The organism is Nonomuraea thailandensis (assembly GCF_024172165.1).
Lineage (GTDB): Bacteria > Actinomycetota > Actinomycetes > Streptosporangiales > Streptosporangiaceae > Nonomuraea > Nonomuraea thailandensis.
Genome location: NZ_JAMZEB010000002.1, coordinates 748,752 through 763,020 on the forward strand (window position 1 = coordinate 748,752; position 14,269 = coordinate 763,020).

The 14,269-nt window shown below is 75.1% G+C and carries 8 protein-coding genes; 5 read left to right on the forward strand and 3 right to left on the reverse strand.

Translation table 11 applies throughout. The annotated features are described in order from the left end of the window. The first annotated feature begins 67 nt into the window (after positions 1 to 67). Positions 68 to 1,540 carry a citrate synthase gene (locus tag HD597_RS07510; protein WP_253741007.1) on the forward strand — a complete coding sequence of 491 codons (1,473 nt, stop codon included), beginning with the start codon at positions 68 to 70 and terminating at the stop codon, positions 1,538 to 1,540. A 241-nt stretch (positions 1,541 to 1,781) separates the two neighbouring features. Here HD597_RS07510 and HD597_RS07515 read toward each other — a convergent pair whose 3' ends face one another. Genes HD597_RS07515 through HD597_RS07525 form a run of 3 tightly spaced genes read right to left on the reverse strand, consistent with a single transcriptional unit; the run spans position 1,782 to position 7,718 of the window. After that, positions 1,782 to 5,168, reverse strand: a complete 3,387-nt coding sequence (locus HD597_RS07515) for a chromosome partitioning protein ParA (protein WP_253741008.1) — start codon at positions 5,166 to 5,168, stop codon at positions 1,782 to 1,784. Positions 5,169 to 5,184: 16 nt separating this feature from the next. After that, positions 5,185 to 6,519 carry a hypothetical protein gene (locus HD597_RS07520; RefSeq protein ID WP_253741009.1) on the reverse strand — a complete coding sequence of 445 codons (1,335 nt, stop codon included), beginning with the start codon at positions 6,517 to 6,519 and terminating at the stop codon, positions 5,185 to 5,187. Then, the gene (locus HD597_RS07525; RefSeq protein ID WP_253741010.1) at positions 6,519 to 7,718 is read right to left on the reverse strand and encodes a hypothetical protein; all 1,200 of its coding nucleotides are present in this window, start codon (positions 7,716 to 7,718) and stop codon (positions 6,519 to 6,521) included. The genes HD597_RS07520 and HD597_RS07525 overlap by 1 nt, the downstream gene beginning before the upstream one ends. A gap of 173 nt (positions 7,719 to 7,891) precedes the next feature. Here HD597_RS07525 and HD597_RS07530 point away from each other — a divergent pair, with 173 nt between their 5' ends. Genes HD597_RS07530 through HD597_RS07545 form a run of 4 tightly spaced genes read left to right on the forward strand, consistent with a single transcriptional unit; the run spans position 7,892 to position 14,266 of the window. Continuing rightward, positions 7,892 to 10,006: a hypothetical protein gene (locus HD597_RS07530; protein ID WP_253741011.1), complete on the forward strand. Its 2,115-nt coding sequence runs from the start codon at positions 7,892 to 7,894 to the stop codon at positions 10,004 to 10,006. A 13-nt stretch (positions 10,007 to 10,019) separates the two neighbouring features. Next, the gene (locus tag HD597_RS07535; protein WP_253741012.1) at positions 10,020 to 11,042 is read left to right on the forward strand and encodes an AAA family ATPase; all 1,023 of its coding nucleotides are present in this window, start codon (positions 10,020 to 10,022) and stop codon (positions 11,040 to 11,042) included. Next, positions 11,043 to 12,191 carry a DUF58 domain-containing protein gene (locus HD597_RS65735; protein ID WP_253741013.1) on the forward strand — a complete coding sequence of 383 codons (1,149 nt, stop codon included), beginning with the start codon at positions 11,043 to 11,045 and terminating at the stop codon, positions 12,189 to 12,191. It abuts the gene before it with no gap. Continuing rightward, positions 12,188 to 14,266: a transglutaminase TgpA family protein gene (locus tag HD597_RS07545; protein WP_253741014.1), complete on the forward strand. Its 2,079-nt coding sequence runs from the start codon at positions 12,188 to 12,190 to the stop codon at positions 14,264 to 14,266. The genes HD597_RS65735 and HD597_RS07545 overlap by 4 nt, the downstream gene beginning before the upstream one ends. Positions 14,267 to 14,269 lie beyond the last annotated feature (3 nt).

The window sequence follows — 14,269 nt, forward strand, 5'->3', positions numbered from 1 at the left end:
ACGTTGACATGCTCGTTCAACGTGGATCAATATTGATTTTCGTCAACTATGGGAGGGCTGGGCAGCGGTGGAGTGGATCGACGCGGCCACGGCGGCGGAACGGCTGGGCGTCAAGCCCGCCACGCTGTACGCGTACGTGAGCCGTGGGGTGCTGCGGCGGCGGCACGGCGAGGACGGGCGGCGCAGCCTCTTCTCGGCCGAGGAGATCGAACGTCTCGCGCGCCGCGGCCGGCCGCGCAGCCAGCCGCCGGAGCTCGTCATCGAGTCGTCCGTGACGGCGCTCGGCGTCGATCGGCCCTACTACCGGGGGATCGACGTCCTCGGCCTGGCGGCGACGGTCTCGTTCGAGACGGTCGCCGAGTGGCTGTGGACCGGCGACCCGGCCGTCTGGCGCCCACCCGCCGACGTCACGAGCGAGGACGACGGGGGTGTGGCGAGGCGCGCCGGGCGGGCCGCCGGGCCGGGCGCGAAGGTGAGCGGGAAGCCGGATGGCGGGCCGGGCGCGAAGATGAGTGGGAAGCCGAGTGGAGGTCCGGGCGCGAGCACCGGCGGCGGGCCGGGAGCGAGCACCGGCGGCGGGCCGGGAGCGAGCACCGGCGGCGGGCCGGGAGCGAGCACGCGCCGCGAGCCGGGTAAGGGGCCGGGTGATGGGCCGGGTGCGGTGAGGCGGGGCGGGCAGCCGTGGTGGTGCGAGCCCGAGGAAGGGTTGCGGGCCGCCGTCACCGCGCAGCGCGGGCTGCCGGACGACCTGCTCCCCCTCGACCGGCTCCAGGTGATCACCACGGTGCTCGGTGCGTCCGACACCCTCCGCTACCAGCTCGACCGCGACTCCGTCACCGCCACCGGCCGCCGCCTGATCGCGGGCCTGGTGGACGCGCTGCCCCCGCTGAGCGACCCCCAGGGCGACTCGATCGCCGAGCGCCTGTGGTCCCGCCTGTGCCCGCAGCCCGCCACCCCGGCCCTGCTCACGGCCATGGAGGCCGCGCTGGTGCTGCTCGCCGACCACGAGCTGGCCGCCTCGACGCTGGCCGCCAGGGTGGCCGCCTCCGCCAAGGCCGACCCGTACGCGGTGGTGCTGACCGGCCTCGGCGTCCTGGGCGGCCCGCTGCACGGCGGCGCGTCGTACGGCGCCGAACGCCTGCTGGCCGAGATCGCCGAGCCCCGGCACGCCGCCCGCGCCATCGCCGAGCGGGTGCGGCGCGGCGAGCGCATCCCCGGCTTCGGCCACAGCGTCTACAAGAACGGCGACGGCCGCGGCGCCACCCTGCTCGACCTGGTCAAGCAGGCCGCCCCCGGGCACGGGCGGATCGCGGCGGGTGAGGCGGTGCTGGCGGAGATGCGACGCCGCCGCCTGCCCGATCGCAACGTCGACTTCGCCCTGGCCACCCTGTCCGCCGTCAGCGGCATGGTGCCGGGCGCCGGCGAGGCGATCTTCGCTGTGGCCAGGGTGGCGGGCTGGCTGGCCCACGCCATGGAGGAGTACGAACGCGGCGCCCTCCTCCGCCTCCGCGCCTCCTACACAGGCCCGCCGATCGCATGAGCCTCCAGCCGGCGGGCCCGCCACCCGCGTGAGCCCTCCGGCCGTCGGGCCCGATCGAGTGAGCCCTCCGGTCGTCGGGCCCGATCGAGGGAGCCCTCCGGTCGTCGGGCCCGATCGAGGGAGCCCTCCGGTCGTCGGGCCCGATCGAGTGAGCCCTTCGGTCGTCGGGCTCGCCACCCGCGTGAGCCCTCCGGTCGTCGGGCCCGCCGATCTTGCGAGGCCTCCCTCGCTCGTACGCCGGTCATGTGAGGGCGGGTGTGACCCGGTCCACGTACGCGGCCAGGGCGCGCACCCGCTCGGCGTGCTGGTCGTGCCCGACGATCACCGGCGGATCGTTGTACGGCATCGCGTCCGACGACCGCCGCAGCTTGATGTACTGCCCGCACGCGTCGATCGCGTACGGCTCCATGTCGTCCTGCAGCGCCCCGATCACCGTGATCCCGTACGTCTCCCCGATCCTCCTGAACAGCGCCACGGCCTCCCGCCGGTGCTCCTTGCCCAGGTTGCGCCCCAGCTCGTCGAGCACGAGGCACAGATGACCGCCACCGGACGACGCGATGGCCGCCGCGCACACCAGCTTGACGGCCTTCTCGTCCATGAGCGCCGTGTTGGCCCGCCGGTTGTACGGCACGAACCCCTGCCCCTCGCCCCGCCGCCACTTCGGCGTCACCCGCCACTGCCAGCGCTGCTCGGGATCGGCGGGCGCGGGCGGCACGGGGAACTCCAGGGTCGCGCCGTAACCGCCGTAGGAGGTGTCGAGCTTGTCGAACTCCTCGGCCACCCGCGCCAGCCGCGCCTTGATCGCCGCCGTCAGCGCCGCCCGGTGCACGGCCGTGGACTGGGCCGCCTCCTCGGCGCCCCTGGCCGCCGCCGCCAGGTCCCGCTGGCGCGAGACGAGCTGCGCCTCGATCTGCCGCCGCTGGTGCCGCTCGTACTCCTCCTGCCCCCGCAGGTACGACGCCAGCGCCCCGCACACCGCCGGGAACGTCGCCTGCTCGCGCGCCGTGCTGCCCTCCCGCTCGCTCAGCAGGAACCGCAGCTCCTCCGGAATCTCCGCCTCGTCATCGGACGGGAACGTGTCGCGCAACGCCTGGTCGAGGTGGCGTTCGGCGACCCGCCACCATTCCTCGGCCGCCCGGGGCCGCTCCTCCTCGGGCAGCGCCTCCAGCCATTCGCGGGCGGTCTCGACCGTGCCGCCCCAGTCGGCGGCCAACGCGCCGAGCTTGAGCGACTCGCGCTCCGCCCCGACTCTCGTCTCCTGCTCGCGGGCCTGCGCCCGCTCGGACTCGTGCCGGTGCCTGCGGCCCTCCAGGCGTTCGATCTCCATGTCCCTGGTACGCGCGCGGAAGTCCAGCGCGCCCGCCTGCCGTTCGGCCTCGGCGACCTTCGGGGTCAGCTCCTCGATGGCCGCGTTCAGCTCGCCCAGCCTGGCGCGCCGCTCGCCGAGCTTGGCCTCGATCTCGGCCAGCCGCACTCCGGCCCTGGCCCCCTCCAGCCGCCGCTGCGCCTGCGCGACGGCCTCCTCGCCGTCGTGCACGGCCTGCGCCGCGCTCTCCTGCACGTCCTTGGCCCGGTTGAGCCGCTGCTCGGCGGCCTTGATCCGGGCCTCCCGCCCGGTCGCCACCCCGTCGAACGCCCCCACGACGCTCACCCCGGCCGCGCTGACCAGCACCGACCCCGGCAGCTCCGCCAGCGCGACGGCCGCCTCGCCGAGCTGCGCGGCGTCCACGATCACGGCATGCTCGTTCGGCCACCCACGGAGCTCACCCAACGCGAGCCCGGACCCAGCGCCGGACCCAGCGCCGGACGCGGCACCGGTCGCAGGGCCCGTCGCCGCGCCGGTCGCCGCATCGGAAGCCGCGTCGGACGCCTTGCCGTAGCGGGCCTTGAGCGCCTCGCCCAGCGCCTGCCCGCCGCCCGCGCCGGAACCGCCGTCGCCGCCCGCGCCGGCGCCGACGGCACCCGCACGCGAACGCGAGCCGGGCAGGGCGGACGGGGCCGCGTGGGCGGCGTCGCGGGCCTGCTCCGCCACGTCCAGCGCGTCCAGCAGGCCGGTGGCCCCGATCCCGGCCGCCGCGAGCGCGTTGAGCTGGGCCGCCGCCGGGCCGCCCTCGGCGTCGTCCAGCGCGGCCTGCGCCGAGGCGACCTCCTGGTCGGCCACGCCCAGGGCCTTGAGCGCCTCGTTGAGCCGCAGCCGCACCTCGCCCAGCTCCCGCTCGGCCGCGGGCACGTCCCGCCCGTCGGCGAACCGCCGGGTCTCCTCCAGACCGGGGATCAGCCCGCGCAGCTCGTCGGCGGAGTTCTCCGCCACGGCGCGGTCGGCGTCGAGCTTGGCCGCCCGCGCCTGCATGGCCGACAGCTCCTTGCGGGCCTGGGAGACCTGCCGGTCGAGGGTGTCCTCGCGCAGCGTGGCGATCTCCGCCTTGACCATGGCGATCGCCTCGCCCGCCGCCTCGCCCGCGGCGCGGTGCCGTTCGAGGTCGGCGAGCAGCGCCTCGTCCTTGGCCGCGGCGTCGGCCAGCTTGCGCGCCTGCCGCCCGCGCCAGCACCGCAGCGCGTCGGCCAACCGGATGCGCGCCTGGTCGCGCCGGTCGAACGTGGTCAGCAGCGCCTTCGACTCCGACTCGAACTCGGCCAGCCGCTCGGCCGCCTGCGCCGCCCGCACCCGCTTGGCGTGCTCGTCGCGGCGGGCCTCGCGCTCCTGCTCCAGCTCGGCGTCCAGGCCGGTGAGCGCGGCGATGGCCTCGAAGACGCGCTCGGGGGAGATCTCGTTGAGCGGCTGGGAGAGCAGGTTGGTGGCGACCTTGCTGCGTACGGACGTGGACAGGAACGACACGCACCTGACCCTGTCGCCGTAGAGCACCTTGGTCAGGTCGCGGGCCACGACGTCGCGCCGCCCGGCCGACCTCGGCAGCGACGCCCAGATCTCGTCGGCCCGCGCCACCCGCTCGGCCTCGGACGGGGACGCCGCCAGGTGCACGCCCTCCCGCCAGCGGATCTCCAGGTGCGGCGCCTCCTGGTTGACCTTCAGCCACACGGTCAGCGCCCCGCCCGAGGTGTCGGGCACCTCGAACAGCTCCCCGCCGCTGTCATCGGCCTCCCCGAGCACGAGCTCGGAACCGCGACCAGGGGAAGCGAGCTCGGAAGGGACAGGGCCGGAGGCGTGCTCGCCGCCCGGCGCTGGGGCCGTGGCGCGTTCGCCGTCCGGGGATGAGGCCGGGAGGGGGGCCGGCTCGCCGTCCGGCGCAGGGGCCGGGTCGAAGCCGTTCATGCCGGGCGGTCCGAAGACGCCCACGATGTAGCCGTGATCGGCGCTGGCCCACTGCCGGGCCCCCGCGCCGCTGGCCAGCTCGGCGTTGAACAGCAGCTCCGACACCGCCTTGGCGCCCGAGGCGAAACGCCACTGCTCGTCACCGAGCAGCGCGGTGATGGAGGCGATGAACGAGGACTTGCCCGCGCCGTTGGAGTCCTTGGGCCCCGCGCCCGCCACCACGATGAGTGTGCCGGGGACGGTGGGCACCGGATGGGTCGACAGCCGTGAGATGTTGACCGCCTGCATGGCGATCAGCACCCGGTCTCCGACGACGTTCTCCATCTGCGACACCTCGAACCCCCGTAACCCTTCCATCCATCAGAAAACGCTCTTACCTGGCGGATCTACGCGCCAGCACGGCCGTCGCGAGCGGGGTGTTCGGCCCGGCCGCCAGGATCAGCTCCTCCTGCAACCGCCGCCGCGCCGCCGCGGTGAGCCGGTGGAACTGCGGCCCCGGCACGTAACCGCCCGCCTCCTCGCCCGCCTTCACCTGGCCGAGCAGCCCCGCGTGCCGCAACGTCCGCAGCGCCGACTCCAGCTCGCCGATCGGGAGCTGGGTGTGGCGGCGCAGTTCCTCGACCGGCGTCGGGTGCGGCGACGACCACGAGTCCTCCGGCAGCAGCCCCTCGGCTCGCGGGATGGCCACGGAGTGCACCAGCACGAGCGTCAGCACCGCCCGCTCGCTCACTCCGAGCGGCCCGTGCGCCGTCTCGGGCGTGCCGGCGACACCGAGGGCGCCGATGGCGGCGGCCGCGCCGTCGTCGTAGCCGGAGATCCAGCGGTCGCGGTGCTGGATGAGCGTACGGCCGCGCCTGGCCAGCATCTCGCCCAGCGTGTGGCGCAGCGCCGGGTCGCGCAGGGCGGCGAAGCGCACCTCCTGCACCGGCTCGGCGGCGTGCTCGACCACCATGAACGCCGCCACCAGCTCGGCCCGCCGCCGCTCGTCGTAGCCGCCCAGCAGGTCGTCGAACTCGGCCACCCCGCCTTCCACCCGCCCGGCCCCCGCGACGACGTCCGCGGACATGACGGCCTCAGCCCCTGCAGCGGCCTCAGCCCCGGCGACGGCCTCCGCGGCCGTGACGGCCTCAGCCCGCGCGGCGACCTCACCCCGCGCGGCGGCGACGATGTCGGCGTCGCCCACCACGGTCAGCTCGGGCCGCTCGGGCTCGGGCAGCCGCCGCACCAGTTCCTGGAGCTGCGCGTGCGCCTCCACCGGCCACAGCGCGCACCTCGGCCCGAGCAGCACCACCCCGTCGTCCATCACGACCCAGGCCGAGTCGTGCAGCCGCCGCAGGGCGCCCCGCGCCCAGTTGCGCATCAGGTCGTCGGTGCGCCCGATCAGCTCCCGGTAGGTGTCGAGCACCAGCTCCACCGGCGCGGGATCGCCCGGCCACGGATCCACGGACAGATCGGTCCAGCAGCACTTGAGCACCGCGGCCAGCACCCGCCGCGTCTCGCCGGACCGCTCCACGGGCACGGGCGCCACCTGGTGCTCGTCCAGCAGCGACGGCGTCACCCCGTCGGGCCACACGGGCAGGGCGTCGCCGGTGGAGTCGGGCCTGGTCAGCCGGATCATGCCGGGGGCGGCGAGCACCCCGGCGCCCAGCCGGGCCGGCCCGTGGGCCCGCACCAGCGCATGGGAGACGGCCGCTTGTCGCTGATCCATCAGACGCGCTCCAGGTAACCGTGGGAGAGCCAGGCGGGCTCGCGATCGGGATCGACGGTGAGCCCGTCGGACCAGGTGAGCCGGTAGGGCAGCTCGGGCCGCAGGTCCACGGTGGTCAGGTCGGCCAGCACGCGCCGGGCGGCGACCCAGTCGGAGGAGCCCAGCACGTCGGACAGCGCCACCCGTGAGGCCTCTCCCAGCAACGACTCGGCCATCTGGGCGAGCCGTTCGAGCGCGGCGCCGGGCGAGGTGTCGAGCGAGGACTCGGGCCCGGGGTCGGGCAGCGTGGAGCGCGGGGGAGTGGGCTGGGCGGGGACCGGCCGCGGCGCCTCGTCGACCGCCCGAGCGATGGCGGCGGGATCGTGCCAGGGCGCGGGCGCGTCGAAGAGGAACCCGTCGAGCACGGCCGCCAGCCGCTCTCTCGACGCCGTCTGCGCGAACGTGCGCCACGTCTCGGTCGGCAGCAGCGTCAGGTTGCGCGTCGTGCCCGCCGAGTCGGCCAGGCGGCCCGCCGCGCGGCGCGAGGCGTCGCTGTAGGCGTAGATGGCGGCGCGCAGGTCGGTGCAGACCCGGTCGAGCTCCGGCCAGCGGGTCAGGATCGTGCCGTGCAGGCCCTGCGCCCGCCGCGCGATCTCCTCGGTGCCCCACAGCTTGGGCGCCTGCTCGCGCAGCTCCTCGATGGTGCCGGTGGTGAGCGTGATCAGCTCCAGCGCCCACAGCCGGAACGCCCGCGCCAGGTTGAGCGCGCTCTGCCTGGCCTCCTCCATCGTGGTGCGCGGGTCGGCGACATTGAGGTCTTCGAGCGCCAGCAGCCGGTGCATCTCGGACTGGCCGCCGTCGTCCATCATCCGCCTGATGAACATCAGCCCCACCACGCTGGTGAAGGAGGCGCGGTAGCGGAGCTGGTTGGGCTTGGGGAAGATTTCGCGGATGGCGCCGAGCCCCCTGAGCACGCGCAGCCGGTTGTCGAACTGGTCGGTGGGGTAGGCGCGGCAGGCGAAGCGCATCTGCTCGTGCGTCAGCCACTCCTCGCCCGCCTCCGCGAACGCCGCGAACAGCGTCTCGGCGATGTCGACCAGGGCCGGATCGTCGACCACCGCCCCGCTGTCGCGGGCCAGCGCGGCGAACATGCGGCGGTAGGTCGACAGGACCGCCTCGTCGGTGAGGACGGAGTCGAGGGTCAGGGGCTGTTCGGACACGGGCTCTAAGGTACGGCTTCACACCGACACTCTTGGCACTCGCGCACCGGCGCTCCCATGGCTACCAGCCAGTACATACCCGGGAGAGACGTCCGAGCGCTAGGGTGATCCCCGTTATTCCGGGGCGAAACGCTCCCTAGTCGTACAAACCGGGGTGGGGGCGCAAGGTGGGGGTGCTTCGCGGCGATCGCGCCACGGCGGTGATCGCCGGAGCGGCGGCCGTGATCCTGGTCGCCGCGGCGGCGTGGTTCGGCGTGGGCGTCTCCAGCGCCAACCCCAAGCTGGCCGACGTCGGCGCGTGGTTGTGGACCGCGGCGCGCGGCAGGATCGTGCACGTCAACGGCCTGTCCGGCGAGGTGGACGGCTACCTCGACGACAAGGCGGGCCGCCGGCTCCGCGTCGTCCAGGACGGCGGCAACGTCCTGCTCGTGGACGACCGCACCGGGTACGTCAGCCGCGTCGAGCCCAGCCAGCTCACCGTCACCGAGACCCGCGACCTCGGCGCCGCCGGGACGCAGCTCGCCATGTCGGGGAGCACCGCGTACGCCGTGGACCCGGCCGCGGGCAAGGTCCAGCAGATCGACCCCGTCACGCTGGGCACCGTCGGCGCCGCGCTGACCCTGCCGGGCCCGCTGGGCGCGGCCCGCGTCGACGGCGGGGGCCGCCTGTGGGTGCCCGTGACGGCGCGGGGCCAGGTCGTCCCGGTCTCGAACGGCACCGCGGCGAGCCCGATCAAGGTGGGCGAGCCCGGCGAGGAGCTGTCGGTCACCATCGCCGGCGGCCTGCCCGTCGTGGTCAACACCAGGGCCGCCACCGCCACGATCATCGGCTCCGACGGCGGCGTCGGCGAGATCACCCTGCCCAAGGGGGTGGCCCAGGCCGCCAGGGGCGGCGCGCTCACCCCCGCCGCCACCGAGGGGGCGCTGGTGCCGATCCTGGCGCCCGGCGGCTCGGGGCTGCTCGTCGTGATCGACACGGGCTCCAACTCCGTGCTCAGCACCAAGCTCGCCACCCGCGACCCGGCCGGCCTGGGGGTGCCGCAGGTGCTCGGCAGCAAGGTGTACGTGCCGGACCAGGGCAGCGGCGCGCTGATCGTCTGGGACAGCGCGGCGGGCGGCCGCCCGACCACGCTCCAGGTGGCGCAGGAGCCGGGCCCGGTGGACGTGTTCGTCAAGGACGGCCTGCTCTGGGCCAACGACGAGAACGGCGACAAGGCCGTCGTCATCGACCCCGAGGGCCGCAAGCACGACGTCGACAAGGGCGACTCCGACGTGCCGGGGCCGTCCAGCACCCCCAAGCCCAGGCCGACGCCGAGCACCGAGCCCACCCGCCCCGACTCCCCGCCCGAGCAGGAGCCCGAGCAGCAGCCCGACCCGGACCCGGTCAGGACCACCGACCGGCCCGGCCCCACCTCCACCCGCACGCGGGAGACCCCCAGCAGGAGCCCCAGCGCGACGCCGTCGGCGAGCGCGCCCTCCGCGCCCGGCGCCGTGACCGCCAGGTCGGGCCCCGGCAAGGTGACGGTCACCTTCAGCGCGTCCACCGGCGGCGAGGTCGAGCGGTACACGCTGAGAACCTCCGGCGGCGGCAGGTCCACACCGCAGTCGGTGGACGCGGACGGGCCGTTCCAGTTCGAGTTCACGGGCGGCGACTGCGCGAACGAGTACACCTTCACCGTGGTCGCCCACTGGCCGGGCGGCGAGGTCGAGTCCGAGCCCAGCGCCGGGGTGCGGCCGTGCGTGGCGCCCGGCTCGCCCACCGCCTTCGCGGCCAAGGCGAAGAACCGGGGCGCCGAGCTGACCTGGACCGTCCCCGAGGGCGCCGACGACGCCACCACGTACGAGCTGACCGGCGCCGCCACCGGCAGCGGCATCAAGGGCACGTCGTTCACCGCGACCGGGCTGGCGAACAACCAGAAGCACACCTTCAAGCTCAAGGCCAGGAACGCCGCAGGGGAGAGCCCCGACGTGGCCACGGCCGAGGTGGACCTGGCCTACCCGCGCCAGCAGTACAAGAACGCCAGCAACGACGACACCAACACCCTGATCCGCCCCGGCCCGTCGACCGGCGGCACGGCCGCCGGCACGATCCCGAAGGGCCAGTACATCACCCTGACCGTGATCTGCCAGGTCAAGGGCGCCTCGTACACCGACTCCTCGACCGGCAGGACCAGCGACGTGTGGAACCGGATCGAGAGCCAGTACGGCAACGGCTACCTGAACGACACCCTGGTGGCGACTCCGGACGGCGGTTTCCCTGAGGGGCCGCTCTTCGAGTGCACCGACTGAGAAGGGGACTCAGTTGACCCAGTACAACTACCAGGACCAGTTCCAGCAGCCGCCGCCGGCGTACGAGCAGCACCAGCAACCGCAGCAGCAGCTCGCCGGCCAGTTCGCGCAGCGCTTCCAGCTCCTGGCCGCCAACATCGAGCGCATCATCCGCGGCAAGCACGAGGCCATCGAGCTGGCCCTGATCTGCCTGTTCGCCGAGGGGCACCTGCTCGTCGAGGACGTCCCGGGCACCGGCAAGACCACGCTCGCGCGCTCCCTGGCCGCCAGCGTGGACGCCGAGTGGCGGCGCATCCAGTTCACGCCCGACCTGCTGCCCAGCGACATCACCGGCGTGTCGATCTTCAACCAGGCGCACCAGAGGTTCGAGTTCCACCAGGGGCCGGTCTTCGCCAACATCGTGCTGGCCGACGAGATCAACCGCGCCTCCCCGAAGACGCAGGCGGCGCTGCTGGAGGTGATGGAGGAGCGCCGGGTCACGGTGGACGCCGAGCCGCATCCGGTGCCCCGGCCGTTCCTCGTCGTGGCCACGCAGAACCCGGTGGACATGGACGGCACGTACCCGCTGCCCGAGGCGCAGCTCGACCGGTTCCTGATGAAGATCTCCGTCGGGTACCCGGACCACGCGTCGGAGGTCGAGGTGCTCAAGGGCATGCCGACGGGGCCGCAGGTCGAGCGGCTGCCGGTGGTGGCCAGGTCCTCCGACGTGGCCGGCATGATCGACTTCGCCTCGCGCATCCACGTGGCCGACCCGGTCTACGACTACATCGTGGCGCTGTGCGGCGCCACCCGCACGAGCCCGCACCTGCGGCTCGGCGCCAGCCCCCGGGGGAGCCTCGCGCTGCTGCGCGCCGCCCGCGTCAAGGCCGCCGCGGCCGGTCGGCACTACGTGGTGCCCGAGGACGTGAAGGCGCTGGCCGTGCCGGTGCTGGCGCACCGCCTGATCCTCACGCCGGAGGCCGAGCTGCGCGAGGTCACCGAGGCCGCCGCGCTCGGCGAGATCCTCGCCGGGATGCCGGTGCCGCAGGCGGCGTAGGTGCAGCCCCCGCCGCCGCCCGGGCCCACCGCCGCGCGGCCCCCGCGTACCGGACTCGCCGCGGTCCTGACGCCGCTGGGCCGGGGCACGCTGGCCGGGTCCGTGGCGCTGTACGCCGCCGGGTTCGCGCTCGGCTACCCGGAGCCCGTGGTGCTGGCCACGGGCGCGCTGCTCGCGCTGGCCGCGGCCCTGGCGTGGACCGCTCCGAAGCCGAGGCTGGAGGTGCGCAGGGAGGTCACCCCGCTCAAGGTGCCGCGCGGCGACGCCGCCGTGGCCGTCCTCAGCGTGACCAACCTCGGCCGCCGCGGCCTGTCCGGCCTGCGCGCCCAGGACCGCATCGGCTCGTCGGAGCACACGGTCGACCTGCCGAGGCTGCCCAAGGGGGCGGTGCGGACGGTGTCGTACCCGCTGCCGACGGACACGCGGGGGGAGATCCCGGTGGGGCCGCTCGTGCTCGTGCGCGCCGACCCGTTCGGGCTGACGCGCCGCCTGCGCGAGTACGGCGGTCCCGTCACCCTCCTGGTGCGCCCCCGCACGGTCGCCCTGCCCGTCCCGCCGTCCGGCAGGGCACACCACCTCGAGGGCCCGGCCAGCGACAACGCGCCCGCGGGCACGGTCACCTTCCACACCCTGCGCGAGTACGTCCTGGGCGACGACCTGCGCCACGTGCACTGGCGCTCCAGCGCCCGCACGGGCACCCTGATGGTCCGCCAGTTCATCGACGCCGGCCTGCCCACCACGACCGTCCTGCTCGACACGCGGGGCCTGACGGAGCCGGCCGTGGACGCCGCCGCCTCGGCCGCCGTCGCCGCCGCCAGGGCCGGGTTCCCGGTTCGCGTCCTGACCGGTGACGGGCCGATGCCCGGCACGAAGCCGGACCCCGAGGCCGTGCTGGACCGGCTCGCGCTGGTCCGCCCCGGCACGGCCGGCGTCACGGAGGCGCTGCGGGCGGCCAGGGGCGGAGGGTCGCTGGTGCTGGTGACGGGGGATCCGTCGGAGGCGGGGCGGGTCGCGGGTGCGCGGCGCCGCTTCGACCGCGTCATCTGCGTGTACGTGGGCCCCGGCCCGGTCCCGGCCGGCCCGCCCGGGGTGACGGTCGTGCGGATCGCGAGCCTGGACGAGCTGCCGGCGGCATGGGGCACCCGATGAGCCAGAACAGGCGGCGCGGTACCGCTTCGGGCGGGCCGTGGTGGCGCTGGGCGGCCGGGCTGGCGATCGTCGCGGCGCTGGCCGCCGTGGCGGGCTGGGGCTTCCACCGGGTGTTCCCGGGCGGCGAGCTGCTCCTGGCCGTCGTCCCGGCCGCCGTCGCGCCCGCGGCGGTCGCGGCCCTGACCCGGGCCCGGCCCCTCTGGCTGGCCCTGGCCCTGGACGTCGTCCTCTGGCTGGCCGGCACCGTCCCCCTGTACGGAACGTTGTCCCCGGCCGTCCCCGCCGACGTCGCCAACGCCTGGCACGCCCTGCTCACCACGCTCCTGCCCGCCCAGCCGGAGCCGGAGCTGCTGGTCCTCGTGCACACGCTGGTCTGGGCGGCGGCGACCATCGGCGCGGAGACCCTGACCCGCACCGGCACGCGGATCGCCGCCGCGCTCCCCGCCCTGGCCGTCCACGGCGTGGCGCTGCTGCTGGGCGTGGACGGCGAGGGCTCGAACCTGCCGGTGGCGGCGGCCCTGTTCGTGCTGATCGCGGCGCTGGCCCTGGTCCGCGACGGCCGCTCCCCGGCCTGGCTGCTCGCCGGGATCCCGGCCGCCGCCGCGCTGGCCGGGATCGCGCTGGTGGCGGGGCCGCTGCTGCCCATCGCCGCCGAGCCGTACAACCCCCGGCAGGACGCCGACCTGCCCCCTCCCGCCCGCGTGGACAGCGTCAGCCCGCTCGACCGGGTCTCGGCGTGGTTGCAGATCCCCGACCGCGAGCTGTTCACCGTCGAGGCCGGCGAGCCGCAGAACTGGCGCCTGGCCGTGCTCGACCGGTACGACGGCGTGCGCTGGACCTCCGGCGCCCGCTTCCAGCCCACCGGCGGCCGCGTCCCCGCGGGCGAGTGGACCGGCGACGCGGACGTGGTGCGTCAGCGCGTCACGTTCGGCGGCCTGCCCGGCACCTGGCTGCCCGCCGCCGAACGGCCCGAGGAGGTCACCGGCGTGCGCGACCTGGCCGTGGACCCCGCCAGCGGGTCGCTGCTGGCCGGCGCCAAGCCGGCCAAGGGCTTCAGCTACGAGGTGACCTCGCGCGTGCCCCGGCCCGCCAAGGAGGACCTGCTGGCCGCCGTCCCCGTCCGTGACGCGAGCCTGACCGCCTTCCCCGACGGGCCCCAGGAACGGCTCTTCCGCAGGCTCGCCCAGCAGGCGGTCAAGGGCGCCGGCGAGCCGATCAAGCAGGCGTACCGGCTCCAGAGCTACCTGCGCACGAGCGCCGCCTACGACGTCACGGCGCCCCCCGGTCACTCGCTCAAGGGTCTGGAGTTCTTTCTGCAGACCACGCACAGGGGGACGTCGGAGCAGTTCGCGGCCACGTTCGCGCTCATGGCCAGGACGCTCGGGCTGCCGTCGCGGGTGGTCGTGGGGTTCAGGCCGGGCGAGCAGTCCGGCGGCGTGTATCACGTCAAGTCGGGGCATGTCATGGCGTGGGCGGAGATCAAGTTCGAGGGGCTGGGGTGGCGGCCGTTCTATCCGACGCCGGGTCGCAGCGGGGCCAAGGACGACCACGAGGTGGCCTCCTCGGCGATCGAGGAGAGCGAGAAGCTGGAGGGCGAGTTCGCCGAGGGCGGCAGCGACCGGCCGAAGACGTCCCAGCCGCAGGAGGCGGGCCGGGACGAGCAGGTGGCCGGCGGCCCTGACCCGTGGCTGGTCGCGGCGGTGGCTGCGGGCGGGCTGCTGGCGGTGTACGCGGGCGTGGCGGTCGCCGTGCCGTGGCGGCGCAGGCACGGCCGCCGCCGCGCGCCGGAGCCCGCCCAGCGGGTGCTGGGGGCGTGGCGGCAGGCGTGCGACGACGTGGGGCTCGGCAGGGAGCACGCGCTCACGGCGGGCGACGTGGTGTCCCGCCAGTCGGGCGAAATTTCAGCACATCTCCATCCGTTGGCTGAAATTTCCAATCTCGTGCGGTACGCGCCAGAAGGCGTCACCGAGGCCCACGCCACCGAGGCCTGGCAGCGCAGCGACGCCGTCCGCAGAGCCGCACGCGCCCGCAAGCCCTTCCGCACCCGCCTGCGCGACCGCCTCCTCCTGCGATGATCG

What these genes read in the sequence shown, in the direction of transcription:
- HD597_RS07515 (WP_253741008.1), bottom strand. Translation starts at nt 5,168, where the DNA reads ATGGAAGGGTTACGGGGGTTCGAGGTGTCGCAGATGGAGAACGTCGTC.
- HD597_RS07520 (WP_253741009.1), bottom strand. Translation starts at nt 6,519, where the DNA reads ATGGATCAGCGACAAGCGGCCGTCTCCCATGCGCTGGTGCGGGCCCAC.
- HD597_RS07545 (WP_253741014.1), top strand. Translation starts at nt 12,188, where the DNA reads ATGAGCCAGAACAGGCGGCGCGGTACCGCTTCGGGCGGGCCGTGGTGG.